The organism is Paenibacillus sp. FSL H7-0942 (assembly GCF_045040715.1).
GTDB classification, from domain to species: domain Bacteria; phylum Bacillota; class Bacilli; order Paenibacillales; family Paenibacillaceae; genus Paenibacillus; species Paenibacillus amylolyticus.
This window is the reverse complement of sequence record NZ_CP150279.1, coordinates 5,136,647-5,161,325: the sequence shown is the minus strand read 5'-3', so window position 1 is coordinate 5,161,325 and position 24,679 is coordinate 5,136,647. Positions and strand designations below refer to the sequence as shown.

Here is a 24,679-nt window from a genome sequence, read left to right as displayed (position 1 = left end):
ACCCGAGCTTGTGAATCTTTGGATTCAGTCTTGTGAGTGAATTAGCTAAGGGAATGGGGGAGCTGTGGTGATCAGGTTGGTACAACGAACTAAGGTAACACTTGTAGTTTAATTAATTGTAACCGTTTACATATATAAAGAGTGTTCATCCATGATCTGTGAAGGGAGTGATGCTTCATGTAATTGGAATTTGAACAGGTAGTTGTGAGGTATTGCTCATCAGTGGCAGTCCCAGGTACGCTTTGTCATTGGTAATACAGTAAGGTATTCCTCTGTTCATCACTCATGAATAAGGAGATGACCCAATGTTGACGAAGAAGGAAGAGGGAATAGGAGCAGGAAAGTCCAAAGGTTTCAAGGCCGGAATGATTCTGCTGCTTGGAACATTACTTCTATTAACGATGTTATTCCCCAATACAGCCAGAGCAGCGACAAGTGTATATACGATATCCGCCTTTACGAACACAAGTGAGTCCAATATGTATATCTACGAATCCTATAATGCGACCCAATATGGTTTGCTGAAAGGGCCAGCTTATACACCTCCGGCCGATCTGATTCGCGATCCCAGCATCATGAAGCACACCGATGGTCTATATTACGTTGTCTACACCACGAACTGGTCGGGTAACACCATCGGCATCGCCTCCAGCCCGGATAAGGTAAACTGGACATTTGTCCGTAACATTACATTATCCACACCTACCACAATCGCACACACCTGGGCACCAGAATGGTTCAAAGACAGCAACGGCAGTCTGAACATTATCGTGTCCCTCTCACCAGGCAACTATCAGAATTTCAAACCTTATGTACTCACAGCTTCAGGTAGCAATCTAACATCTACCTCATGGTCTGCACCTACTGAACTGGCAGGCATTGCTCCCAATTATATCGACACTTTTATCGTGAAGACAGGCTCAACCTATCATGCTTTTACCAAGAACGAGACCACCAGATACATTGAATATGCGACAGCCACCTCTCTAACGGGTCCTTATACCTTTAAAGGTACAGGGGATTGGGCAGGTTGGGGTTCTTGGGTGGAAGGTCCGGCGCTTGTTCAGCTGGATAATGGTTCATGGCGAATCTACTTTGACGGCTATGCAACACAAAAATATTATTACAGCGACTCTGCTGACAACTTCCAGACTTGGGGGGCCAAACAAGAGATTGCAGGTCTTACCGGACTCGTCCGGCATATGACCGTATTGAAAGAGTCCGGACAACCGGGGGATATCCGCAAGTTGGAGTCATTCAATGTGCCTGGCAACTTCATTCGTCACTACAACTATCAGGCACGGATTGATGCAAGTGTCAGTCCGGCGGAAGATGCACAATTCCGTATCGTTCCCGGGCTGTCGAATGCAACAGGCATTTCGTTTGAGTCCATGAATTATCCGGGTTATTTCCTGCGCAATAATAATGGTAGCATCACACTTGTGAAAAATGACGGCAGCACTACATTCCGAAATGACGCCACGTTCAAACGTGTAAGTGGACTTGCTAACGCTAGTTGGACATCGTATACCTCGTTTAGTAACCCGAACCTGTACCTGAGACATTATAATAATGTGCTGAAACTGGAAGCTGTCGTTACCGCACTCGATAAGTCAGACGCGACCTTCAGAGAGGTTGCACAATAATAGGTGTTTATTTTCTAAGTTTAACTATACATTTACACGATAACGGAGAGGTCAGAAATAACTTGAAGAAGCGAAGCGTGCGCCTAAAAGCTTTCTGAAAGAAAGCTGCATCGGAAGCATATACTATCCCGGATTTTCCCCTTTTTAAGAATAATTAAAAATCTGGGGATAACAGCGATCGGAAAGTTGTTCTGACATCGGAGTGCAAGTGTAAATTCATAAGGAGTGAAGCGGATGAAGTGGTTAAAACGAATGAGCTCGCTGCTGCTGGCAGGAAGTCTGTTAACAGGAAGTTTAGGTGTGGGGACAGAGGTATCTGCTGCAGGAGCCTACACGGCTGTTGCCGATCCATCGAAGCAATATCAGACGATGGAAGGATGGGGGACATCCCTCGCGTGGTGGGGAAAAGTGGTTGGAGAATATTCCAATCGGGATGAGTATGTGGAGAAAATGTTCAACGCGAATACCGGACTGGGTTTGAATATCCTGCGGTACAACATTGGAGGCGGGGATAATCCATCATCCAATATCCTCGAATATCGCAAAGCCGTTCCTGGTTACCAGCCTTCTCCCGGCGTGTATGACTGGAATGCAGATGCAAACCAACGATATATGCTGCAAGCTGCCAAAGCGCAAGGCGTGAATGTCATCGAAGCTTTTGCAAATTCCGCACCTTACTGGATGACCATCAGTGGTAATGTGTCCGGTTCGGCCAATGGTGGTAACAACCTCAAGCCCGATTACTACGATGATTTTGCCGATTACTTAACTGAGGTTGTGAAGCATTTTCGTGATAACTGGGGGATCACATTTGATAGCGTAACTCCGCTGAATGAACCGATCTCGACGTGGTGGAAGCAGGGCAATGACCAGGAGGGCATGCACTTTGACCGGGCGGATCAGAACACAATTCTGAGTCAGGTACAAGCTTCGTTGAATGCAAAGGGCCTGTCCACAAAGCTGAGCGCACCGGAAGAATACAGTATCGATGATTCCAATGTGTCGTTCAACAGCTACAGCAATGCGGTTAAATCAGCGATCACTCAGATCAACACTCATACGTATGGCGGAAGCAATCGTACTGCTTTGCGCAACACAGCGACGTCTGCGGGCAAACATCTGTGGACCTCGGAATATGGAGACGGGGATGCAAGTGGACTTACCATGTCACGTACCATCCTCAAGGATATTCGCAATATGGGCGCAAGTGGATGGGTGTATTGGCAAGCCGTCGATAGTGCAGAAGGATGGGGATTTTTCAAGAACGTGTTGAACAATACACAAACGACCAGTTACACCGTGAACCAAAAATATTATGTCATGGGTAATTACAGCAAATTTATTCGTCCTGGGTACAAGATTATCGGCATGAGTGATGCCAATACCCTTGCAGCCTATGATGCAGCTTCCGGCAAAGTAGTACTGGTTACAACCAATTCGGAATCGACGGATACAACGGTAACCTATGATCTCAGTCGTTTTACGAACACAGGCACGTCTGCTCAAGTATATCGGACCTCTTCAACGGAGAAGTTGCAGCAACTGACCAATATTTCGGTGCAAAACAAAACCTTTACCGCTACGGCAAAGGCCAATTCGGTCACAACCTACGTCATTTCCGGTGCAACTTACAATGGCGGTACAGGATATGAATCCGGGGCCATCTACAAATTAATCAACCGCAATAGTGGACTTGCACTCGATGTTAACGGTGCTTCTTCTACGGGTGGGGCAACAATCATTCAGTGGAATGATAATGGAGCAGCCAACCAGCAGTGGAAGCTGGAGTCCGCAGGTAACGGATATTACAACATCCGCAATGTGGGCAGTGGGCTTTTGCTGGATGTGAATTCGGGTTCCACACAAGGCGGAGCCGCTCTGATTCAGTGGCAGGATAACGGGGGCAACAATCAGCAATGGCTGCCAATTGATGTGGGAGGATATGTGGTACTTGCGAATCGAAACAGTGGCCTGACGGTTGACATCAATCAAGGGTCTCTAACCGCGGGTGCCTCAACCATTCAGTGGGCCGACAATGGCGGGGCCAATCAGCAATGGAGCCTAGTCAAAGTTAATTAGTGTGAGTACGCATGAATTAAACGTTATTACGTGTCCTTTTTTCTTGAGGGTGCAGTGCTCTAAGCAACACTGCACCCTCAAGGAAAGTAGCTATTTTAGACATACATACATATATTCATCCACCCAGCTGGTACTTAACGAAAACGGGATAGGGCGAACCTGCTAATATCCTGATCGGTGTGCCCCGTTTGCACCAAGTCGGATAGAATCTGCCCAATGGCACTTGCAAACTTGAAGCCATGACCGGAGAAACCGCCTGCGAGCCACACACGTTCATGGGCAGGGTGTCGGTCGATAATAAAATCTTCATCCGAAGTGAATTCATACTTGCATACACTACCACGCTTCAATGCTCCTGCTGCCTGAGGCATATGAAGTTCGAGCAGCCTGCGCAGATCCCCCTCGTCCGTTTCTTCCGTACCAAATGGAGCCATTGTACTTCCTGGTGTCCACACCTGGCCCGTATCATGACGACCCATCTTCAGACCTGATCCGCCAATGCTTGGAAATCCATAATATGTACCTTCTTTTCCCGCCAGTGTAAAACCGGGGAAGTGTGCCTCGCCATACAAGGCTTCTGGTGCATCAAACCATCCAACCGTTTTACGTACAGCCTGGATCGGGAGATCCACGAAAGGTTTCAATGTCTGAAACCAGGCGCCAGCGCTCAGGATGATTTGATTTGCATGGTATGTCTCACCACCTGAAGTCTGAACTGCCACGGAATGTGGTCCGTATTCGATATGCTCCACCCGTGTGTGTGTTAACAAGGTGGCACCATGAGCCTCGGCCGCCTTGCGAAAGGCACGAATACAGGGTTCACTATACAAATAACCCGCATCAGGCTCATACATGCCCTCGTAATGTTCAGGTACTGTAATACCTGGCCAGCGTTTCATCACCTCGGCTGCGTGCAACGTTTCATACCGAATACCTGCATCATCTGCATGGCTCAATCGGTTGTGGAAGGAATGAATCTCCGGATCAACCACATTTATTACACCGGAAGGAACAAACAGTTGGTCTCCGGTCGTTTCCTCCAGCTCGTGCCATAACTTCTGTGCAAGTAATGCCATGGCAATATAGTCAGGCCCACCACTGTACACATGACGCATCAGTCTGCTATCCCCGTGATGACTTCCTTCCGTATGCGGAGGATCAAAGGCATCGATTAATAAAGTTTTGCATCCACTGCGCGATAGATAATACCCAGCACTCATACCCATGGAGCCGGCTCCAACGATAATAACGTCATATGATTGTGTGATAATAGCACGTCCTCTCCTATGTATCCTTTTCTACAGTAATGCCTTAATAGAACATATTAATAGTAAAAGCTTGATGAAGGCAAGTGTAGTAAAATGGACTTCTACAATGAATGTTGCAAAGGAGACCTCGCATGAGTGAGCAATTTAGGTTTGATCTATTTCCATTAATTCAGACAGAACGATTCATCCTCCGGTCAGCCGAGGCTGGAGACAGCCATGATCTGCTCGCGTTATATTCCGATGAAGCTGTGGTTCAATATATGCCATTCACTCCCTTTGAATCCGTGGAGGATGCACAGGGTGAGATGAATTGGTATACGAAGATTTTCAAAGAACACACGGGTTTACGCTGGATGATTGAAGACCGTGAAACTCGTAAAGTGATCGGAACCTGTGGGTTCTTGAACTATGAAGATGTACATAACCGTGCAGAAATTGGATACGATTTGCGTTCATCTTTCTGGGGCCGCGGTGTTATGACGGAAGTGGCCCGTGCAGTGTTACATTTTGGATTCACAAGCATGCAGCTCAACAAAATTGAAGCAAAGGTTGAACCGGAGAACGAGGCGTCAATTCACCTGTTACATAAACTTGATTTCCAACAGGAAGGTGTACTGCGGCAGCATGAGTTTGAGAAAGGCAGATATATTGACCTTGCGGTGTTCTCTAAGTTACGAAGCGAAATATAGGCAAGCTAGCCCCATCAGGATTCCAATGACTCCATCTCATTCCAGAGCCGTAAGGCTTGTCCCTCTGAATGAGCCCGTGCTATATTGGAGAGATGTGAGGAGATGAGGATATGAAGCTGGTGTCCTGGAATGTGAATGGCTTAAGGGCATGTGTGACCAAAGGATTCATGGATTATTATCAGGAGAGTCAGGCGGACATTTTCTGCCTTCAGGAGACCAAATTACAAGCCGGACAGATTGAGATGGACCTGGGGGAAGATGTTTATCAATATTGGAATTATGCGATCAAAAAAGGTTATTCCGGTACGGCTGTATTTAGCCGAATCAAACCTTTATCCGTTCGTTACGGGATGGAGGAGGACAGCGAGCCGGAAGGCCGGATGATTACACTGGAGTATGATGAGTTTTATCTGGTGAACGTCTATACCCCTAATGCGAAGCGGGATCTGACCCGGCTGCCTTATCGTCTGGAATGGGAGGATCGATTCCGGGGGTACATTCTGCAATTGGAGCAGACTAAACCGGTTATCGTCTGTGGTGACCTGAATGTGGCTCATGAGGAGATTGACCTGAAGAATCCGAAGCCCAATCTGGGCAATTCCGGATTTACCCTTGAAGAGCGTGGCAAGATGACTGATTTGCTTGCTTCCGGGTATGTAGACAGCTTCCGTCATCTGTATCCGGATCGTACGGATGTATACAGCTGGTGGTCTTATATGCCGAAGGTTAGAGAACGGAACGTGGGCTGGCGCATTGATTATTTTCTCGTATCCAATCAATTGGCACCTAAGGTGGCAGATGCGCATATCGACTGCCACGTGATGGGCAGTGATCATTGCCCGGTGGGTCTTACTTTGCAACTATAGGTAAGGATCATCGTGAGATAGATTGAGGTAAGAGTTTTAGAATACAAGTATAGATCAACTGCAAGTTTCCTGAATGGGAGATTTGCAGTTTTTTTTGCGTCACAGGTAGGGGAGGGACACTGGACTTTGGTTGGGGAAAGAACTGGACTCGGGATTGTTTCAATCCCGCTATTTCTTGGGTACGATTGAAGCATACATATATAGATGAACCTTTGGGGTAAGGGGTAGAGAAGATGAAGAAGGGGTTACGGAGAGGGTTAAAAGTGCTGGGAGGCATCATGCTTGCCACAGGACTTTTGCTGCTGGCAGGTACAGCGTATGAAGCGTATCAATCCACGCAGGATATGAAGTCCTATCCCCCGCCAGGCAAGTATTATGAAGTGAGTGGTCGCAACATGCACCTCTACACCGCCGGCAAAGGAGAGGTAACCGTGGTGTTTGCCTCAGGCTGGGGTACACCCAATCCGTATGTGGATTTCAGTCCGCTATATGACAAGTTGAAATCACAGGTGAAAATTGCGGTATATGATCGGTTCGGGTATGGATACAGCGACTATACGGATGACCCTCGTGATGTTGATACCATCTCGGAAGAGATCCACCAATTGCTGCGAACATCCGGTCAACGTCCACCTTACATCATGGTCGGTCACTCCCTGGGTGCGCTGGAGACACTGCGGTTTGCGCAAAGGTATCCTGATGAAGTGGCTGGCATGGTCATGATCGATGGCGGAAGCCCAGAGTATTACAGTCGTACGGATCTGAATACACCGGAATGGATGATGGATGGGTCCCGTTTTCTGGTGAAAACAGGCATCGCACGAACATTGCTGCAATCGGATCGCATGATGGCATCTCTGGTCATTGACCCAAGTCTGGTAACGGAACCGATGAAAAAAGCCGTCACGATATCCACGCTGAGACATGCGTACAATGACAATGTCATGGAAGAGGTTCGGAATTCCAGAACAAATGCAGCGTGTGTGCTTGAGAACAAAACGAAGTTTGGCTTTCCCCTGACGATCCTCACAGCCGGTTCGGAGGAGTTGGATGAGGACAGTCATGCATGGCAGGCCGACCAAGCGAATTTTGCTTCATGGTCAAGACACGGAACACAGCTGACAGTTCCACAAGCGACACACAGTATCCACAACAGTCAACCGGATATTGTCGCCGCCGAGATCATGAAATTAGTGACACCGTCCAGTGACCTATGAGTAACATGATTCCACAAACACATGATGAACAGGATGAGGAGGAGGGATGGATGAAAAAGTTTAAAGTAATCACCCGCTTCCTGTCCATTCTTGTAGCCAGTTGTCTATTGTCTTTAAGTGTATTATCTGTATCTGTGATATGGGTTAAGAATAACGTTCATGCGGTGCCTGTGATCCAGCCGTTTGAACGTGATTAGCACATAAAATGAAGATGAAGGAGTGGTAACGGATGGTAAAGAGAAGGAAATATGTATTGGCTTGTGCGGCACTGGCGATGGTAGTGGCCTTGAGTGCTTGCAGTAGCGCGGCAGACGAACCGAGTGATACGGAGAAGGTGGACACTGAAGTTTCCTCCGGAACTGGTGAACAAGCGACTGATGAAGGTGCAAGCGAAGCAACAACAAGTGCAGTGACCGAAACGGAGGGTACGACTGCACCAACCGACTCGGACTCGGATAGTGGTGAAGAAACGTCTGCTGGAACCAATGAGTTGCCGGAGAACTTGCCAAGTGATTTCCCATTGCCGGAAGATGCAACAATTCGTTTAGCCAATTCTGGTGAGAATGAAGGCAAGCAATCGGCGATGGTGATTTTCTCCACTGAACAAGATATGAAAACCGTATCTCAGCTGTATAAAGATTACTTCAACGCCAAAAAGTTGACGGATGCAGGTCAGACGATCGATGACAAAAATATTATCATTCAGGGAACCGATCCAGAAACGCAGGATGTCTGGTCCTTGATTGGAGGAACATTGGCGGGACAGGAAGGCGTCATTGAACTGACGTTGACCTGGACAGAATCATAAGCAGAAGATAAGGGCTATTTTTCTTTCCTGCTTTTTTTCTTCCTAAAATAACGAATGAACGCCATAATACCTTGCATACGGAGCCGCATTATTGCTGCACCGCTGCAAGGTATTTTTATTTCGAACTGGAAACCTGACAGGTTACATGTTATGTTATATCATTATAAACAGAGTAATAGACAACTATAGAAGAAGACAGGAGAGGATTGAACATGATTAGAGTGGGTATTGTTGGTTACGGTAACTTGGGTAAAGGTGTAGAGAAAGCCATTTCCCAGAACGAGGATATGGAACTGATTGCTGTGTTTACACGTCGTAATCCGGAGCAGATGGTCGCTGAAAGCACAGAAGTACGTTTTGAGCATATCTCTGCAGCGGAGCAATACATAGGCAAGGTTGATGTTATGATCCTCTGTGGTGGTTCTGCAACCGACCTTCCAGAGCAGACACCAGCCATCGCCAAGTTGTTCAATACGGTAGATAGCTTCGATACACATGCGAAAATTCCTGAATTCTACAAAGAAGTTAATGCTGCGGCAGAGCAAGGCGGTCACGTAAGTGTCATTTCCACAGGTTGGGATCCAGGCTTGTTCTCCATGAACCGTCTGCTTGCACAGTCCATCCTGCCAGAAGGAAAAGAGTACACGTTCTGGGGCAAAGGTGTGAGCCAAGGCCACTCGGATGCTATTCGTCGTGTTCCAGGCGTTAAGGCGGGTGTACAGTATACTGTACCTGTTGAAGAGGTGATCAACCGCATTCGTGCAGGGGAGACACCAGAGCTGTCTACACGCGAGAAACATCTGCGTCAATGTTATGTGGTAGCAGAAGATGGTGCTAATCAGGATGAGATCCGTGAGACGATTGTGTCGATGCCTAACTATTTTGCAGATTACGATACAACGGTAACATTTATTAGCGAAGAAGAATTGAAATCCGAGCATGAAGGTATGCCGCATGGTGGATTTGTTATTCGCAGTGGGGTTACAGGTGCCGGTCAAAAGCAAATTATTGAATTTGGTCTGAAACTCGACAGCAATCCTGAATTTACAGCAAGCGTACTTGTAGCGTATGCAAGAGCCGCACAACGCTTGAGCGTGGAAGGACACAAAGGAGCGAAAACGGTATTTGATATTCCGCTCGGTCACTTGTCTCCGAAATCGGCTGAAGATCTTCGCCGCGACTTGTTATAATTCTGATTCGTTCCAGTGATTACTATAACAAACAGCTCGTCCTTGGATGTATAGGACGAGCTGTTTTTTTTGGCTGTTGCTGTATACGATTCATACATTCATATGAATTGGCAGGTACTATATTGCCTGTATCCCTGCTTATGCTCTTGCGGAAATGGCACCCTACACCCAGTGTGAGGGAATGTTAAGATGATCCGGCAACTTGGTATTCACATTACCTTTGGCTGCATTAATCTGGGATTGCGTCAGGAAGATGCCACCTCTCAGGTCTGCATCGCCCAGATCCGTATCCCGCAAGTCCGCACCAATCCAATCCGCATTTCGTGTATCTGCATTTCGAAGATCGGCTGCGATCATTAAAGCCCCTCGGAAGCTTGCGCCCCGCAGGTCAGCTCCTTTTAAATTGGCACCAAAAAAGTCACTTCCGGTACGTTTTTTACTCTTCTTCGACTTCCCTTGTCCATGAGCGGTGGGTGGCACATTCGCGCGTACCATCTCACTTGCCTGGACCAAGAGTTGATTCACACTGGACCGATAATTGGCGATGTCCAGACGGAGGAGTGCCGCAGGCTCCAGATTGCTCAAGTGCTCAATCTCCTCATATAACTCACCAAATGCCGAGTGAAGGGATGACGTCTCCGGTCTCATCATCATTTCCTTCATATAACTGAGCAACTCGTGAAGTTGTCGCAAGGCAGGTAGACAATCGAACATCTCGTTTGCAGACTCTGGATGATCACGCCAATCTTTGCCCGCGTAGGTCACTTGGGACAGCTTCTGTCCAGCTCCGAAACAGTCGTATACCGTGCAACCTTTGAACCCTTTCTGCCGAAGCTGGGTATGGATACCGCAGCGATTGTCCGTGCGCAGATTGGGACAGGGTGTGCCGCTGGCTTTATCAAAAGCAAAGTCAGATGACTTGCCATAGGGCAAGGCAACACAGCACAGGCCAAAACATTGCTCACAGTCTGCGCTAAGATGAGGACTCGCAGTGCTGGCAAATGGTTGGTTAGACAATGTAAACACTTCCTTATAATAGTACAAATAGATGGAATTACGTCAGTACCACTTTACCATTGCATTGCGATTAGAGCAATTGAAGACAAGGAAAAAAGGGCAGTTACCCAAATGGATGGGAACGCCCTTTGATCGTGGAGAATCACGTATTTAAATTAAACTACACCTTGAGCAATCATGGAATCCGCTACCTTGAGGAAACCGGCGATATTCGCTCCGGCTACGAGGTTGCCTTCACAGCCATACTCTTCAGCAGCTTCTACACAGCTGGTGTAGATGTTCTTCATGATGTCATGCAGCTTGGCGTCTACTTCTTCAAATGACCAGGACAACCGCATGCTGTTCTGTGACATTTCAAGAGCAGACACGGCTACACCTCCGGCATTAGCCGCTTTGGCTGGACCGAACAGCACGCCTGCACCGTGGAAGACGTCAATGGCAGCCAGGGTGGAAGGCATATTCGCCCCTTCGCCAATGGCCTTCACGCCACCTTTGATTAGAAGGGCCGCAGCTTCTTCATCGATCTCATTTTGCGTTGCACATGGAAGAGCAATATCACAAGGGATAGACCAAATGCCTTCACAGCCTTCGGTATATGTAGCATGCGGATGTTCGTTGATGTATTCGCTGATGCGAAGACGATCAACCTCTTTCAGACGTTTCACGGTATCCAGGTTGATGCCTTGTGGATCGTGTATATAGCCACCTGAGTCACTACACGCCACAACTGTAGCTCCAAGCTCCTGTGCCTTCTGAATGGCATAGATGGACACATTACCAGAGCCAGAGACAACGACTGTGCTGTCTTGGAAGCTGAGCCCCTTGGATTGCAACATCTCCTTCACGAAGTACACACAGCCGAAGCCAGTAGCTTCCTTACGTGCCAAGCTTCCTCCGTACAGCAGACCTTTTCCTGTCAATACGCCTGCCTCATGCCCGCCATGGATACGTTTGTATTGGCCGAACATGTAACCGATTTCCCGTGCGCCTACACCAATGTCACCTGCCGGTACATCCGTATCGGAACCGATATATTTGTACAGCTCTGTCATGAAGCTTTGCGTGAAACGCATGACTTCCAGATCCGATTTTCCTTTGGGATCGAAGTCAGAACCACCTTTACCACCGCCAATGGGCAGACCGGTCAAAGCATTTTTGAAGATCTGTTCGAATCCAAGGAACTTGATGATGCCCGAGTATACAGAAGGATGGAAGCGAAGTCCGCCTTTGTAAGGGCCAATGGCACTGTTGAATTGCACCCGGAATCCACGGTTAACCTGAACTTTGCCCTGATCATCTACCCATGGGACACGGAATGTGATTACACGTTCGGGTTCAACAAGCTGTTCCAACAGACTATGGTTCTTATACTTGGGGTGTGCTTCAATAACAGGAATAAGGGAATCCAGAATTTCTTTGACAGCCTGATGGAACTCGTCTTCGTGCGGATTTCTGGCGACAACCGACTCATAAACGGAATGAACATATTCTGCGGCAGTAACTTGAACGGACTCTGTAGTTTCTTTTGTTATCGTGGACACTTTTTCGATGCACTCCTTTATTGTGTTAAAGTCTGTAGAGGCTTATTTGCATAAATTGAATAAAAGTTTGTAGTTAAATATACAGGAAAGCAAATAAAAATACGAGATGAAAATTCATAAAATGTTTTTTATGCAGTAATTAAAATGTTCTATGGATCTACCATATGATGTGAAGAATTAAGTTATTAAATGGAAGATATGACCACAAATGATAATAAAAAAGCAAGTTAGACGAATATACTGGATTAAAATATTAGTTTTGGTAAGATGGTAAGAAGGTCTCGTATTCCGGGATCTTTTTAAAATATAAAGGAGGAAAACAAGATGATGAAGAGAAACATGCCAATCAACATGGAGAACAAGGCTTGTATAGGGGGTGAAATTTATTATGAACCATAGGACCTCCCGCCATAATTGCAGAGAGAAGCTGGTGAGCCAGCTATTTACATTCGGTGAAGAGAAAAGAACATTTCTCGACGCCTATTTCGACGCGCGTGATCCAGAGCGGATACAATTGGAAAAACAATTGTCCGCATATACAGAGTATGTGGAAAAACTGCTCCTGGGTCCTGATGAAGATCTGGACTCAGCTGTATTGATCGGCAGTCATATTGATTTTGAATATCTCGATTTTCATACGTCAGATTCTTTCATGATTGTCATGCCAGAGGATACTAATCCTGATGAGGGTCGTATTTCCTTCCTCTCTCCAGTAGGGAGTCAATTACTGCTTGGCAGTAAAGGGGAAGTTAAGTCTGTTCATACACCATCAGGTTCCATGAGAATCCGCATTACGGGGATCGAGCTGAAAAGCGAAACCTTGAACGAGCCGGCGCTAGGGGGTGCAGATCATGCACTTTAAAGAGACGGACTTACCCGGGATTGGACGTAAATACTGGCTGCATACCCGTAGTGGTGAGCATTTGGTCATAGTGATTCATAACGACGAGCGACGTGACCTGTTCCATATGGAGTCAGGAGATACACCTGAAGAGGTGGGTGATATGGTATCTCTTGTCACCCTGGACGATGATGAAGCCCGGGCGGTAGCCGCTATTGTTGGTGGTATGACCTATAAACCGAAGTTTCAGGATGAGCGTGAAGTGATGCTTGAAGGGCTGTTAATCGAATGGCTACGGATTGAGCCTCACGCCGCAAGCGTAGGCATGACGATTGGTGAACTGGATATCCGTCAGGCCACGGGCGCCGTAATTCTCGCTGTTGTGACCAAGGATAAGGAGAAGCATTTTAATCCAGGCCCGGATTATGCTTTTACCGCTGGAGCTACAATTGTAGTTGCCGGTGAACGGAATCAGATCAAACATCTCAAACAATTGTTAACTGATGGACGGACTTAGCCTATGGATATGCTCATATTCGAAGTGGGAATTGCCGTTGCGCTGATTACACTTACTGGGCTGATATCTTCACGATTACGATTTTCGGTCATTCCTTTCTATATCCTGATTGGTATGGCTGTTGGACCACATGCACCACAAATTGGCATAGTGGATTTACGTTTTATCGAAAGTTCGACCTTTATTGAATTTATGGGCAGGCTTGGCATTCTGTTTTTGTTATTTTATCTGGGTTTGGAGTTCTCGGTCTCCCGGTTATTAAAGTCTGGCAAAGCCATTCTGACCGGGGGCATGTTCTATGTGGGCCTGAATTTTGTCTCTGGATTGCTGTTGGGGTGGTTCATGGATCTGCCCCTTCAGGAGACACTTGTTGTCTGCGGGATCATGACCAGCTCTTCTACAGCCATTGTAGCTAAAGTGCTCGTTGATCTGAAACGCACGGCAAACCCTGAAACAGAGATTATTATGGGCATGATCATGTTTGATGACTTGTTCATCGCGATTCATATCTCCATCCTGACCGGGCTTGTGCTCAGCGGGGCAACTTCATTCTTAAGTGTTCTGTTAGTATCGCTGTCTGCCCTGCTGTTTATTGTGCTGTTCCTGATTATTGGCAGGAAAAGCATCAAATATATTGATAAGGCACTGAATATCAAGTCATCAGAGTTGTTTCTGCTTACCGTCATGACACTGCTCTTCCTGGTAGCCGGTTTCTCGGAGACGCTGCACGTAGCGGAAGCTATTGGAGCGTTGATGATGGGGCTTGTGTTGGGCGAATCAAGACATGTGAGTCGGATTGAACATCAGATCATGCCTTTCAAAGATTTTTTTGGTGCAATTTTCTTCTTCAGTTTTGGCCTGACCATCGAGCCGGCTTCACTTGGCGGAGCTGTTGGGATGACGATTATTGCCGTTATTCTGACGATTGCCAGTAACTATGGTGCAGGTATGATCGCTGGCAGACTGGCTGGAATGAGCCCTAAAGCATCATTGAATGTGGGCTTTACCCTGGTCTCGCGGGGTGAATTCTCCATTATCATGGCGAACATCGGCAAGGCCGGAGGGCTGATGGCATCCATCCAATCGTTTGCCGTGTTGTATGTGTTAATTCTGGCTGTGCTGGGGCCTATCCTGACCAAAGAATCTCCGCGGATTTACGCATCGTATGCGCGGCTAAGGAAGCGGATGAAACGAAGGGAAACGGGTTGAGTCAAACGCTGTCTGTCCTAGGACAGATAGGGTATTCTGACCGTAGTGTTTAATAGGCGCCACACCATTTGGAGAGCGAAATTACTCCGGGGTGTGGCGTTTTTTTATTACGGGGAACCCATCGAATACAGCCTTGTTATTATACCTATTCCACTAAATTATGGTATGTATCCATATCTTGTGCGTGGTCGTGAATGTTTAAGTCTAGAGGCAGGACTATAGTTGTGATTTGGTAAAGAGGGATTGAAAATAAGAAGTTATTATGTAAAATAATGTTATATTCAAATCTAGTAGTTGAACCAACCATTTACACGAGAACGGACGAGGAGGAATAGCTCATGAACAAGAAAAGTAGATTTCAACGGTTAAAATGGGCCGGTACAGGAATATTGCTCAGTCTCGTATTATTTGCTCTACCTGCATCTGCCGCATGGAACGATACATATCAGGGTTACGCGACGTATACAGGCTCAGGTTACTCGGGAGGTGCAGTGTTGCTTGATCCCATCCCGGCAGACATGAAGATTACTGCACTTAATCCGTTCCAACTCAATTATAACGGTGTCAAAGCCGCTTTAGCGGGAGCCTATCTCGAGGTGCAGGGTCCTAAAGGTAAAACAACCGTCTATGTAACAGACCTTTATCCAGAAGGCGCCAGCGGAGCGCTGGATCTCTCACCGAATGCCTTTAACTTGATCGGTGACCCAAAGGCAGGCAAAATCGATATCAGCTGGAAAGTGGTCAAAGCTCCAATTCAAGGCAACGTCTCCTATCGGATCAAGGAAGGCAGCAGTCAGTGGTGGGCAGCCATTCAGGTTCGTAATCACAAATATCCGGTGCTGAAGTTCGAAGTGAAACAGAAGGATGGTACGTGGCTCAATCTTGAAAAGCAAGACTATAATCATTTCCTCGGAACTGGACTGGGCAAAGAAAAACTAAACGTTCGTATTACCGATATTCGCGGTCAGGTATTAAATGACACGATCCCGGCTCTGCCTAATGATGGGTCAGGTGGTGCATATATCGTACCGGGCAATGTACAGTTTCCCGATTGACAGATATACGGAGTTGTTATAAAAAGAAGTATGGTCATAGACGTATTTTTAACGAAAAGTCGTACACTGTACGGCTTTTTTTGTATACGAATAGAGGAGAATATAACGTATGAAAAAAAGTTTGCCTTCATATCAGACAACACATCCCTATTGGAAACAGTATCAGGGCTTTTTCCCGGAAGAAGTGAGGTTAGGGGAGCATACAGCTCCTAAGGAAGAATGGTGGGAGTCAAATGGGGTTCATCTGCATATCGATCGCTTGCCTGCGCCGGAGTCTTCAATCAAAATTCTGTTCATTCATGGTGCGGGAGGCAATGGCAGGTTGCTCGCTCCGTATGCCCGCATGTTGCAGCGACATGGATACGAGGTGGTATCGCCAGATCTTCCGCCATATGGGTTAAGTTACGCAATGTCTGGTACACGTATTAACTACGAACTTTGGATAGAGCTGCTTGTGTCACTCATCGAACGGGAATACAAAAAAGACGGCAAGCCAATCGTTGTATTGGGAAGTAGCATCGGCGGTATGCTTGCCTATCACACCAGTGCACGCAGCAAGCGTGTTAAGGGTTTGATCGCAACTACATTTGTAGACACGAGTAATCAGGAAATGCGAGATCAGCTTGCACCGAATCGTCTGGTGAGTCGGGCGGGAAAACGGATGATGGATCTGTTCCCAGGTCTACTGGATCATGTACGTATTTCGGTCAAACAGGTATCCCGAATGCAACTGATTACTAATAACCAGGACTTAACCCGGCTTATTATGAATGATCCACAAGCGGCAGCTACACGTATTCCGTTGAAATTATTAAGAACATTCCTTAATAAAAAACCGGAAATAAGCCCGGAACAGTTCAACCAGTGTCCGGTCCTGTTGGTTCACCCTGAACTGGATCCCATGACACCGATCAGGTTCAGCCAATCTTTTTTTGATCGTCTGGTGGTGGACAAGGAATGTGTGATCTTGGAAGGGGCAGGTCATTTTCCTATAGAGCAGCCAGGACTGAACCAGTTGGAGGTAGCGGTACTACGATTTTTACAACAAATTCAATGATGACCACAGGCTACTACACTGCTTCGCATAAGATAGTTTACATATCCTACGTACATAAAACACCTCCCATTAAGGGAGGTGTATTTGAATGTTTTCGATATGAATTGCATTACCGCCAACCTGAATCTGTGTAATTTCATTAGAGCTGCCCAGCGTTAATCTGGCTCGGATCTCGGAGGGGCGGTTCATGGTATACCCTTGTCTGATCGTGTACGTGTGAAGATGAGGATCTGTAAGCTGGTTGTACTGGAATAAATAACAGAGCATTGCACCATTGGATGTGCCAGTTGCGCTCTCTTCCGGTATATCATAAAGCGGTGCAAAATTACGGCATTCTGCCAGAACGTCCATATCATCTGATTCGAGTGTAAACACGTGATAACCTATGGCATGATGAGCCTTGCTTATTTCAGTGATACGCTGGAAGTCAGGGTCGATTTTGGTCAGAACATCAACATCCCTAACAGCTATCAGGATATCGGGTAGCCCGGTAGACACAATCTGTACAGGTAGCTCGGAATGCAAATCCTCCATAGAAATACGTAACGAATCGGCAATCTGCTGTCGATCCACGATCTCCCCATACTCCGGCAACGTCTGAGACAGATAGACTTCTCCATTGACTTCGATATCAACTTTAAGAATTCCGGCCAGTGTCTCCAGTGTGTATGTACCAACATTAACGAGCAGCTGTGTCTTCATTAGATAAAATAAAGCAATTGTGGCATGTCCACATATATCGACTTCATCACTTGGGGTGAAATAACGTACTTTGAAATCAGCCTGATCCGACGGCATAACAAACGCAGTCTCTGAAAAACCGACTTGTCTGGCAATCTCCTGCATCTGGGTTTCAGACAAATGCGCTGCTTGTAAAACAACACCTGCGGGGTTTCCGCCATGAGCCTTGTCCGAAAATGCATGTAATGTACTTACTTCTACTTCCATCGTGTTACCTCGCTTGTTCAGTTATTGGGTTAAGATTTAACGTAATCGATAATCGACATTATATCACGATTGTTGAACGGGCTTGTGAATCCCAGATTGCTGTGAATTTTGAATGAATAGGTCAAGTGATCGCCGGGAAAGGGTAATGAAGGGAGAGAGAGTATAACGATAATCAATGGAAAGGCTGGGATTTCTAATGAAAGCAATTGTGATTGAGGAATTTGGTGGAGCGGAACAATTGAAGGAACAAGAAGTAGCCAAGCCAACATGTGGAGTGAATCAGGTATTAATTCGAACACATGCCACGTCGGTGAATCCGGTCGACTTCAAAATCAGACAAGGTTATATGAAAGAAGTAGCGGAGAATTTTCCGTTGATTCTGGGCGGCGATGTTGCCGGTATTGTGGCTGAAGCAGGCTCAAATGTCACGAGGTTCAGAGAAGGTGATCGGGTATTTGCGCGTCCGCGTCAATTCGGAACCTATGCAGAATATGTTGCTGTTGATGCGGATATTATTGCCCGTATACCGGAGCAACTGAGTTTCGAGGAAGCAGCAGCGATCCCGCTAGCGGCGATGACGGCATGGCAGGCACTTGTGGATCACGGACGTTTAGGCAAAGGACAGAAGGTACTTATTCATGCTGGTGCAGGTGGTGTGGGAACGTATGCCATTCAGATTGCCAAGTCCCTCGGCGCTGAAGTGGCTTCCACGGCGAGTGAATCAAACGAAGCGTTGCTTCGTTCGTTGGGTGTGGATCATTTTATCAACTATAAAAAAGAAGATTTCTCGGAGATTCTCTCTGGTTATGATGTTGTGCTGGACACCATGGGCGGTGATATTCAGCGCGATAGCTTCAAGGTGTTAAAGTCTGGCGGGCATCTGGTATCCTTGGTGGAACAACCGGATGAGAAGCTTGCCAAGGAAGCCGGAGTAACGGCCAACGTCTTCATGATGGAGCCCAAAGGGGATCAACTGGATCAGCTGGCTGAACTGGCTGCGGAAGGCAAGCTCAAATCGATTATTGATGGAACATACCCGCTAACTCAACAGGGAGTAAGGGAAGCACATGAGAAGAGTGAAACCCATCATACCCGCGGGAAACTGGTTATTCAGGTGCAATAGAATTCATTAACTCGTAGAAGTATTTGGACTCATGAGTCTGATATAGATTGTACCAGGCCTGTAAGGTTTCTGGTGTATAGACATTCAACAGCTTCAACACATGCATTGTAAATTCTAACGGAGCTATTCCAGATGCAGTAACTAAATTTCCATCGGTTACTGCAGGCTCCGTTACATAATAGGTTTCTCCAGTATAATCTGGGCATATCATCTTCAGGTATTCTAAATCATTGCTTGTATGCTGTCTGGAATCCAGGATTCCTATTTTTGCAAGTGCAACTGTCGCACCGCAAATCGCCGCAATAACCGTACCCTCTTCTATAGAGGCAGCAACTTTTTTCAATAGGGGATCATGGATGGTGTCCATCCAGGTGTTTCCTCCCGGAAGAATGATGAGGTCGTCACCTTTCAATGTACATTCATCAATAGAAATATGAGGAAGGATGTTCAATCCGCCCATGGTAGTTACCGGATGTTTATCCACGCCTACGGTTACGACCTGTAAAGGCTGGATCTCTTTCCTGAAATACCTTCCCGAGTTCAATTCAGCAGTTAGATATCCTACCTCCCAGTCTGCCATCGTATCAAATACATATAGATATACGTTCTTTGTTTGCATCATACATGCTCCTTTTGTTTTCATGATTGAATGGATTACTTTTGTATTATAAATTAACTTCACTGACATCTACGGTCAGTGAAGTTTTTAAATTTGAAAATTAACAGCCCTAAGAACTAATAAGGGACTGCTCCCCAATTGTAGTGGAATAAGATATAATAGGGGAAATTTATTCCATTTTGTGCATGAGGTGATTAGGATGTCCAACGAACTCATTCAAGCCATTCAATTGTTAAAAGAAAAGAAATGGGTGGATCTGACCCATACGTTTGGTCCAGGCTCTCCACATTTTTCAGCTTTTGAGGCAGCACAATTCGATACACTGTTTGATCACGATCAAGGTTTCTTTGCCCAGAGCTTCAAGTTCCCGGGTCAATACGGGACACATCTTGATGCGCCGATCCACTTCGTTCGGGATACCCGGTATCTGGATGAACTAGGTTTGAAGGAGCTTGTATTGCCACTTGTGGTCATTGACCAGTCCGCCGAAGTAGAGAACAATCCGGACTTTACACTGGATGTGGAGCATATTCTTGAATTTGAAAGAGAGCATGGCGTGATTGAAGCTGGAAGCTTTGTAGCCTTACGTACCGATTGGAGCAAACGCTGGCCTAACCATGAAACATTTGATAACAAGGATGATAAGGGCAACAGTCATGCACCCGGATGGTCGGTTAGTGCGCTCATGTTTTTATTTGAGGAGAGAAAAATACAAGCGATCGGTCATGAAACCTTTGATACGGATTCAGCGGTGGATTATCAGAAGAATGGAGCACTTCTCGCAGAATATTATGTACTTGCCCAGGATACATACCAGGTCGAGCTGTTAACAAACCTGGATCAGGTGCCGGCCAAGGGCGCTGTTATTTTCAATATTGTACCCAAAGCGGAGAAAGCTTCTGGTTTTCCAGTTCGATCCTTTGCCATTCTGCCGTAATACGGGGTAGATCAAAAGCTGAATTAGATAAATCAGGCACAGAACTCATAATGATACTCAAGTAGACAGCCGGCTGAATAGTCGGCTTTTTTTCAGTTAACGGGCAGGATAGTTTGAAAAAGGTATTTTAATTTAAACCTCGAATATTTAATGTAATCGGATAGCTAAAAATTTGATGATAAACAGGACTTAGATACGATGATAAACGAGACTATGAAGCAACTTGAATAGATTAGTGTACTTCTTGCAAAGAAAAAAGAGACTAGTGAATTTGGAAAGTTTATTTTGATTGAAGTTCCTGAAGGTCGACTGGTCGAGCTTTGGGAGAAATAACGGCATTAATTTTAAGATTAGAACAGGTATTCCATAATTTATATTATATATAAGGGGTAAGTGTATGCAGATTAGAGCTTTTCAAGAGTCCGATAAAGATTTCATTGTAAGTCTGGCTTTACGATTTATGGACTTTGAGCTGATGAGCTGGCGTGATCCAGACAAAATGGAAGAATCACAGCTCAGCCTAGCCCAAGAATCAGTAGACAATCTTTCTCCTGGTACTGAGATTTTTGTGGCGGAAGATGAAACAGGAGAGCTACTGGGTTTCCTTGAAGTACAGCCGCATAAAGATAAATTGAACGATATAGAACAAGGCTATATTGTGGCGATTGCGGTTTCTCCACAAGGAGAAGGAAAAGGGGTCGGCAAGGGACTCATGACCAAAGCAGAAGAGTGGTCAAGGCAAAAAGGCTATCGACAGCTTATACTGAATGTCTTTAACAATAACCTTCGTGCCGTAAATTTCTATAAGCATTTAAATTATGAAATTGAAGTTGTGAAGATGGTAAAAGAGCTATAGAGACCCTTACTTATAAGCTAACGGGAAACGTTAGTTCATAAAGCACGGGGCAGACTGCAGGTTGGTAGGCTGCTCTTTTTTCATTTAGCTAACTGGTAACAGGTAAGTAAGCTTATCAGGAACCAAGTCCAGCTAGGATTTGACCTATTGAAACAAAAAATTGTATTTTGGCAAACTTATGGGTTAAGTCACAACTAACAAAGTCTAAATGATTCAAATATGTAAATAGCAAGGGAGGCGTATTCCGCCTCCTTTTTATGTTGTTACTTTTGATCCGAGTGAGGATCTGGATTAAATCTTTGAGAGATTTTTTTCTCTGTTTTCTTACGCCGTATCCAGCGCTTGAGTATGCCTTCTTCTTTGCGTTCTTGCAGTGTTTCCTTCAAGCCTTGAATCATAAATTCCGATCTTCGTCTGTCATCCCGACTAATCTCGCGTAATTCCTTAATAAATTTGTCGTCCATATCTGCCTCTCGCTTATTCAGGATAATCCCATTATACCGAACGTACGTTCTTTTATCAAGTTTTTCCATTACGAATGATTTTCGAGATCTATATAGTGAAAAGAAGCACAGGAACAATACGTGGCATGTGTGAGAATGGTACTAGAGGGTTTGAGTATAATCCTCTTGCCAGTTTTTTGTTCCCGGGGATCATCCTATTGCTGGTTCTTGGCGTGATGCCTACAACGATTGCTATTTCGCTCATCCGCTACGTTCATTGGGGGATGGGTGAGAGAATGAATCTCTATCCTGACCGCTATTGGGCTTGGACTTTTTCGTTGTATACGGGGTTTGCTCTCATCATCTGGATTATGGCGCAGGTGTACTGGATTCAGGATGTTTCTATCATTCACTTGGTCTATTTTGCATGGGGAGTGGGTATTCAAGTTGTGACCTTATTGCCCGGGGTACAGCGAATATATTCAAGATAAACTGCTTGTATATTGAACAAACGGCTGCCGAAAGAATCGTTGAATGATTCTTTCGGCAGTTATTTTTTATGGGCATCGAGATAATACGCGTTGTTGTAGTCATGTTGTTCACATCTTCCTTGGACTGAAAAGGGCTCGGTTAAATCTAAATCATATTGACAAAGAACTATTATCCTCGCATACTTACGTAATATACTTTATAAAGTTTGTTTATTAACTAAAGGAATAGTCACATGTGGTAAGTATCGCAAAATCATAATCCACATGAAACGGGGAGGTAAGTATGGATGGTCTACGTTATTATGGCAGTTATAATATGGGCAGGTACCTATGCATGTATGGTCTTGTCAAAGCAACCGATTGAAGTGAAGCCTGTGAAATCGATGGATGATTTGTTTGAGTGAACAAAGTAGCTCGGCCGATTTCGATCCTTTTCCAGCACGATGGAACTCATGTGTTCGAGTAAGGCATTATGTTATGATATGGTGTGAATGACATCCATACCATTGCTTTGGCTCAATTGAACCAGAGTAGAAACGAGAGGGTTATGAAAAAAGCCAACGCTACAATGATGAAATACATCAATTTGAATAATGTGCGTGAAGTCATGCAGCAGATTGAGACGGCGACCAAACCGCAATTAGCTTTATTAACCAATCTTAGTGTTGTTACCATTAATGCGCTGATTCAGGAATTATGTGATGGCGGAGAGTTGTTCCAGGATAAAGTGGTTCCCTCTAACGGCGGTCGTCCTGCTCAGGCATATCGATATAATTATAACTTCAAGCTTGCTTTGGTTCTTTACATCAAAGAGATGAAAGGCCAGGAGTTGATTTCGGCGACGGTCATGAATCTGGAGAATAAGGTTGTGTTGAAGGAAGAGCGCATCTTGCCTGCTTTTGATAAACAGCATATGCTGCAACTTATCGCGCGTTTCATTAAGGAGTATCCCTCCATTGATATGATCGGCATCGGTATTCCGGGGCAAGCCGTGGATGGGGACATCACGGTGAGCAGTCATGAAGAGCTTATCCATTCACATCTGATACGGGAGATCGAGAGCGAGTTTCAATTGAACGTTCTCGTGGAGAATGATGTTAATGCAGCGATTAGCGGATACTGCACACAGCATGCGGATATGAAGGAACGGAGTGTAGCGGGAATTTATTTCCCGAACCGATACCCGCCGGGTATGGGCATGATGTTGAATGGACAGATGATCCGTGGGAAAAACGGGATGTTTGGTGAGATCAAGTATCTTCCTTATTCACCTGATTGGAAACGTGACATGAGCAAAGATGATTTTGTAGTGCAGGTATGTCATATCTTGCAAACGATTAATGCCGTCGTTGCCCCGCACCAGATTGTCATTTATCAGGAACGGGTGGAGAGAGAAGAGCTGGATATGGCGTGGAAACAATACGGGAAGGATCACCCCATGCCGTCGTTGCCTGAGATCGTACATCAGGATTCGTTCCAACATGATTTTGATGCTGGGTTACGAGGAATGGTGCTTCAGGCGTTGAAGTCAGGCATTCTATCAGAAGCCTTATAACCCACAGTTCATGTCTGTGGCTTTTATTTGATAAGCTAACCCTTGTAGAGGAGGATTCATGATGCGTGAAGAAGAGAGAATCATGAAGGGCGTATTGTTCAGTCCAAGTGATCCCGAATTAAAGATCATCAAAAGGCGGGCCCATAATCTCAGTCAGCGTTACAGTCAGACCTTTGAAGAACAGACTGAGGAAAGGAATCAGATACTACAACAGTTACTGGGGCAGATCGGTGAAGGTGGATTCATGCAAGGCCCCATCTTCTTTCATTATGGTGTGCATACCCGGATAGGAGAGCATTTCTTCGGTAATTATAATCTGACGATACAAGACGACGCGCAAGTGACGATCGGGGACTATACCAGTTTTGGACCCAACGTGACGATTGTTACCCCCATTCACCCCATGATTGCCAGCGAGCGGAGACAGATGGTGGACCAGAACGGTGATGTGAAGTCACTATGTTATGCCAAACCGGTCACAATTAGTAACGATGTATGGATCTCGGCAAACGTCACAGTGTGCGGGGGCGTAACGATTGGAGACGGTTGTGTGATTGGAGCAGGTAGCGTGGTGACTCGTGATATTCCACCGCATTCTTTTGCAGCAGGCGTACCGTGCAGAGTTATTCGCAAAATTACTGATGCGGACAGCATGCGAAACTATCCCGATGTTCTGGCAGATTGCCGTGTGCTGGAAGAATAAAAAA

General features: G+C 45.8%; 25 protein-coding genes and 1 pseudogene. 20 read left to right on the top strand and 6 right to left on the bottom strand.

All coding sequences use genetic code 11. The features are described from left to right. Window positions 1–305: 305 nt before the first annotated feature. Entirely contained in the window at window positions 306–1,646 is a 1,341-nt protein-coding gene (locus MHI48_RS22835; RefSeq protein WP_076328225.1) for a glycoside hydrolase family 43 protein, read from the top strand. 234 nt (window positions 1,647–1,880) lie between these two features. Next, window positions 1,881–3,725, top strand: coding sequence for an RICIN domain-containing protein (locus MHI48_RS22830; protein WP_076328224.1), 1,845 nt, complete (start codon window positions 1,881–1,883; stop codon window positions 3,723–3,725). Window positions 3,726–3,859: 134 nt separating this feature from the next. Here MHI48_RS22830 and solA read toward each other — a convergent pair whose 3' ends face one another. Next, window positions 3,860–4,993 (bottom strand): N-methyl-L-tryptophan oxidase, encoded by a 1,134-nt coding sequence (gene solA, locus MHI48_RS22825; protein ID WP_143781427.1) that lies wholly within the window; start codon window positions 4,991–4,993, stop codon window positions 3,860–3,862. 131 nt (window positions 4,994–5,124) lie between these two features. On the opposite strand from solA, the gene MHI48_RS22820 reads away from it, so the two are divergent. The 6 genes from MHI48_RS22820 (at window position 5,125) to MHI48_RS22795 (ending at window position 9,763) form a co-directional block, all read left to right on the top strand. Beyond that, complete coding sequence (locus tag MHI48_RS22820; RefSeq protein ID WP_076328222.1) at window positions 5,125–5,682, top strand: GNAT family N-acetyltransferase; 558 nt, start codon at window positions 5,125–5,127, stop codon at window positions 5,680–5,682. Window positions 5,683–5,792: 110 nt separating this feature from the next. Then, window positions 5,793–6,548: an exodeoxyribonuclease III gene (locus MHI48_RS22815; protein WP_076328221.1), complete on the top strand. Its 756-nt coding sequence runs from the start codon at window positions 5,793–5,795 to the stop codon at window positions 6,546–6,548. A 233-nt stretch (window positions 6,549–6,781) separates the two neighbouring features. Next, window positions 6,782–7,765: an alpha/beta hydrolase gene (locus MHI48_RS22810; protein WP_047843923.1), complete on the top strand. Its 984-nt coding sequence runs from the start codon at window positions 6,782–6,784 to the stop codon at window positions 7,763–7,765. Between the two features lie 50 nt (window positions 7,766–7,815). Beyond that, the gene (locus tag MHI48_RS22805) at window positions 7,816–7,962 is read left to right on the top strand and encodes a hypothetical protein (protein ID WP_017687030.1); all 147 of its coding nucleotides are present in this window, start codon (window positions 7,816–7,818) and stop codon (window positions 7,960–7,962) included. A 32-nt stretch (window positions 7,963–7,994) separates the two neighbouring features. Then, window positions 7,995–8,573, top strand: coding sequence for a hypothetical protein (locus MHI48_RS22800; protein ID WP_047843922.1), 579 nt, complete (start codon window positions 7,995–7,997; stop codon window positions 8,571–8,573). Window positions 8,574–8,785: 212 nt separating this feature from the next. After that, window positions 8,786–9,763 carry a diaminopimelate dehydrogenase gene (locus tag MHI48_RS22795; RefSeq protein WP_017687032.1) on the top strand — a complete coding sequence of 326 codons (978 nt, stop codon included), beginning with the start codon at window positions 8,786–8,788 and terminating at the stop codon, window positions 9,761–9,763. A gap of 162 nt (window positions 9,764–9,925) precedes the next feature. On the opposite strand, the gene MHI48_RS22790 is transcribed toward MHI48_RS22795, so the two are convergent. Together MHI48_RS22790 and gdhA are read right to left on the bottom strand one after the other, a co-directional pair. Continuing rightward, window positions 9,926–10,780 carry a pentapeptide repeat-containing protein gene (locus tag MHI48_RS22790; RefSeq protein WP_017687033.1) on the bottom strand — a complete coding sequence of 285 codons (855 nt, stop codon included), beginning with the start codon at window positions 10,778–10,780 and terminating at the stop codon, window positions 9,926–9,928. Window positions 10,781–10,935: 155 nt separating this feature from the next. Next, window positions 10,936–12,321 (bottom strand): NADP-specific glutamate dehydrogenase, encoded by a 1,386-nt coding sequence (gene gdhA / locus MHI48_RS22785; protein WP_179086495.1) that lies wholly within the window; start codon window positions 12,319–12,321, stop codon window positions 10,936–10,938. 388 nt (window positions 12,322–12,709) lie between these two features. Between gdhA and MHI48_RS22780 the strand changes: the two genes are divergently transcribed. The 5 genes from MHI48_RS22780 to MHI48_RS22760 all read left to right on the top strand — a co-directional run bounded on the left by MHI48_RS22780 (window position 12,710) and on the right by MHI48_RS22760 (window position 17,000). Next, the gene (locus tag MHI48_RS22780; RefSeq protein ID WP_051447473.1) at window positions 12,710–13,183 is read left to right on the top strand and encodes a GreA/GreB family elongation factor; all 474 of its coding nucleotides are present in this window, start codon (window positions 12,710–12,712) and stop codon (window positions 13,181–13,183) included. Continuing rightward, the gene (locus tag MHI48_RS22775) at window positions 13,173–13,679 is read left to right on the top strand and encodes a cation:proton antiporter regulatory subunit (protein ID WP_036617317.1); all 507 of its coding nucleotides are present in this window, start codon (window positions 13,173–13,175) and stop codon (window positions 13,677–13,679) included. Before MHI48_RS22780 ends, MHI48_RS22775 begins: the two co-directional genes overlap by 11 nt. A 3-nt stretch (window positions 13,680–13,682) precedes the next feature. After that, entirely contained in the window at window positions 13,683–14,888 is a 1,206-nt protein-coding gene (locus tag MHI48_RS22770; protein WP_047843919.1) for a cation:proton antiporter, read from the top strand. 338 nt (window positions 14,889–15,226) lie between these two features. Continuing rightward, a complete protein-coding gene (locus MHI48_RS22765) occupies window positions 15,227–15,943 on the top strand; it encodes an expansin EXLX1 family cellulose-binding protein (RefSeq protein ID WP_076328220.1) in 717 nt (238 codons plus the stop codon). A gap of 109 nt (window positions 15,944–16,052) precedes the next feature. Next, on the top strand, window positions 16,053–17,000 hold the full coding sequence (locus MHI48_RS22760; protein ID WP_076328219.1) for an alpha/beta hydrolase: 948 nt from the start codon (window positions 16,053–16,055) through the stop codon (window positions 16,998–17,000). A 69-nt stretch (window positions 17,001–17,069) separates the two neighbouring features. On the opposite strand, the gene MHI48_RS22755 is transcribed toward MHI48_RS22760, so the two are convergent. Next, the gene (locus tag MHI48_RS22755; protein ID WP_076328218.1) at window positions 17,070–17,948 is read right to left on the bottom strand and encodes a PhzF family phenazine biosynthesis protein; all 879 of its coding nucleotides are present in this window, start codon (window positions 17,946–17,948) and stop codon (window positions 17,070–17,072) included. A 196-nt stretch (window positions 17,949–18,144) separates the two neighbouring features. On the opposite strand from MHI48_RS22755, the gene MHI48_RS22750 reads away from it, so the two are divergent. Further along, the gene (locus MHI48_RS22750; protein ID WP_076252980.1) at window positions 18,145–19,071 is read left to right on the top strand and encodes an NADP-dependent oxidoreductase; all 927 of its coding nucleotides are present in this window, start codon (window positions 18,145–18,147) and stop codon (window positions 19,069–19,071) included. Here the strand turns inward: MHI48_RS22750 and MHI48_RS22745 are convergent. Then, window positions 19,055–19,690 carry a type 1 glutamine amidotransferase family protein gene (locus tag MHI48_RS22745; protein ID WP_036668712.1) on the bottom strand — a complete coding sequence of 212 codons (636 nt, stop codon included), beginning with the start codon at window positions 19,688–19,690 and terminating at the stop codon, window positions 19,055–19,057. The genes MHI48_RS22750 and MHI48_RS22745 overlap by 17 nt on opposite strands. Before the next feature lie 199 nt (window positions 19,691–19,889). Here MHI48_RS22745 and MHI48_RS22740 point away from each other — a divergent pair, with 199 nt between their 5' ends. The 3 genes and pseudogenes from MHI48_RS22740 to MHI48_RS22730 all read left to right on the top strand — a co-directional run bounded on the left by MHI48_RS22740 (window position 19,890) and on the right by MHI48_RS22730 (window position 21,483). Further along, the gene (locus MHI48_RS22740; RefSeq protein ID WP_076328217.1) at window positions 19,890–20,627 is read left to right on the top strand and encodes a cyclase family protein; all 738 of its coding nucleotides are present in this window, start codon (window positions 19,890–19,892) and stop codon (window positions 20,625–20,627) included. 231 nt (window positions 20,628–20,858) lie between these two features. After that, a pseudogene (locus MHI48_RS22735) lies at window positions 20,859–20,960 on the top strand (glyoxalase); the annotation flags it as partial. A gap of 64 nt (window positions 20,961–21,024) precedes the next feature. After that, on the top strand, window positions 21,025–21,483 hold the full coding sequence (locus MHI48_RS22730) for a GNAT family N-acetyltransferase (RefSeq protein WP_047843914.1): 459 nt from the start codon (window positions 21,025–21,027) through the stop codon (window positions 21,481–21,483). 263 nt (window positions 21,484–21,746) lie between these two features. On the opposite strand, the gene MHI48_RS22725 is transcribed toward MHI48_RS22730, so the two are convergent. Further along, window positions 21,747–21,947, bottom strand: coding sequence for a hypothetical protein (locus tag MHI48_RS22725; RefSeq protein ID WP_076328258.1), 201 nt, complete (start codon window positions 21,945–21,947; stop codon window positions 21,747–21,749). A 95-nt stretch (window positions 21,948–22,042) separates the two neighbouring features. Here MHI48_RS22725 and MHI48_RS22720 point away from each other — a divergent pair, with 95 nt between their 5' ends. From MHI48_RS22720 to MHI48_RS22710, 3 genes are all read left to right on the top strand, one after another. Further along, window positions 22,043–22,417: a hypothetical protein gene (locus tag MHI48_RS22720; protein ID WP_143781426.1), complete on the top strand. Its 375-nt coding sequence runs from the start codon at window positions 22,043–22,045 to the stop codon at window positions 22,415–22,417. Window positions 22,418–22,964: 547 nt separating this feature from the next. After that, window positions 22,965–23,972 (top strand): ROK family protein, encoded by a 1,008-nt coding sequence (locus tag MHI48_RS22715; protein ID WP_036617340.1) that lies wholly within the window; start codon window positions 22,965–22,967, stop codon window positions 23,970–23,972. A 58-nt stretch (window positions 23,973–24,030) separates the two neighbouring features. Further along, window positions 24,031–24,675 (top strand): sugar O-acetyltransferase, encoded by a 645-nt coding sequence (locus MHI48_RS22710; RefSeq protein WP_405141850.1) that lies wholly within the window; start codon window positions 24,031–24,033, stop codon window positions 24,673–24,675. Window positions 24,676–24,679: the final 4 nt, after the last annotated feature.

Excerpts from the sequence above, each read along its gene's own strand:
- MHI48_RS22835 (WP_076328225.1), top strand. The coding sequence starts at position 306 with ATGTTGACGAAGAAGGAAGAGGGAATAGGAGCAGGAAAGTCCAAAGGT.
- MHI48_RS22830 (WP_076328224.1), top strand. The coding sequence starts at position 1,881 with ATGAAGTGGTTAAAACGAATGAGCTCGCTGCTGCTGGCAGGAAGTCTG.
- MHI48_RS22820 (WP_076328222.1), top strand. The coding sequence starts at position 5,125 with ATGAGTGAGCAATTTAGGTTTGATCTATTTCCATTAATTCAGACAGAA.
- MHI48_RS22815 (WP_076328221.1), top strand. The coding sequence starts at position 5,793 with ATGAAGCTGGTGTCCTGGAATGTGAATGGCTTAAGGGCATGTGTGACC.
- MHI48_RS22810 (WP_047843923.1), top strand. The coding sequence starts at position 6,782 with ATGAAGAAGGGGTTACGGAGAGGGTTAAAAGTGCTGGGAGGCATCATG.
- MHI48_RS22805 (WP_017687030.1), top strand. The coding sequence starts at position 7,816 with ATGAAAAAGTTTAAAGTAATCACCCGCTTCCTGTCCATTCTTGTAGCC.
- MHI48_RS22800 (WP_047843922.1), top strand. The coding sequence starts at position 7,995 with ATGGTAAAGAGAAGGAAATATGTATTGGCTTGTGCGGCACTGGCGATG.
- MHI48_RS22795 (WP_017687032.1), top strand. The coding sequence starts at position 8,786 with ATGATTAGAGTGGGTATTGTTGGTTACGGTAACTTGGGTAAAGGTGTA.
- MHI48_RS22780 (WP_051447473.1), top strand. The coding sequence starts at position 12,710 with ATGAACCATAGGACCTCCCGCCATAATTGCAGAGAGAAGCTGGTGAGC.
- MHI48_RS22775 (WP_036617317.1), top strand. The coding sequence starts at position 13,173 with ATGCACTTTAAAGAGACGGACTTACCCGGGATTGGACGTAAATACTGG.
- MHI48_RS22770 (WP_047843919.1), top strand. The coding sequence starts at position 13,683 with ATGGATATGCTCATATTCGAAGTGGGAATTGCCGTTGCGCTGATTACA.
- MHI48_RS22765 (WP_076328220.1), top strand. The coding sequence starts at position 15,227 with ATGAACAAGAAAAGTAGATTTCAACGGTTAAAATGGGCCGGTACAGGA.
- MHI48_RS22760 (WP_076328219.1), top strand. The coding sequence starts at position 16,053 with ATGAAAAAAAGTTTGCCTTCATATCAGACAACACATCCCTATTGGAAA.
- MHI48_RS22755 (WP_076328218.1), bottom strand. The coding sequence starts at position 17,948 with ATGGAAGTAGAAGTAAGTACATTACATGCATTTTCGGACAAGGCTCAT.
- MHI48_RS22750 (WP_076252980.1), top strand. The coding sequence starts at position 18,145 with ATGAAAGCAATTGTGATTGAGGAATTTGGTGGAGCGGAACAATTGAAG.
- MHI48_RS22745 (WP_036668712.1), bottom strand. The coding sequence starts at position 19,690 with ATGCAAACAAAGAACGTATATCTATATGTATTTGATACGATGGCAGAC.
- MHI48_RS22740 (WP_076328217.1), top strand. The coding sequence starts at position 19,890 with ATGTCCAACGAACTCATTCAAGCCATTCAATTGTTAAAAGAAAAGAAA.
- MHI48_RS22730 (WP_047843914.1), top strand. The coding sequence starts at position 21,025 with ATGCAGATTAGAGCTTTTCAAGAGTCCGATAAAGATTTCATTGTAAGT.
- MHI48_RS22725 (WP_076328258.1), bottom strand. The coding sequence starts at position 21,947 with ATGGACGACAAATTTATTAAGGAATTACGCGAGATTAGTCGGGATGAC.
- MHI48_RS22715 (WP_036617340.1), top strand. The coding sequence starts at position 22,965 with ATGAAAAAAGCCAACGCTACAATGATGAAATACATCAATTTGAATAAT.
- MHI48_RS22710 (WP_405141850.1), top strand. The coding sequence starts at position 24,031 with ATGATGCGTGAAGAAGAGAGAATCATGAAGGGCGTATTGTTCAGTCCA.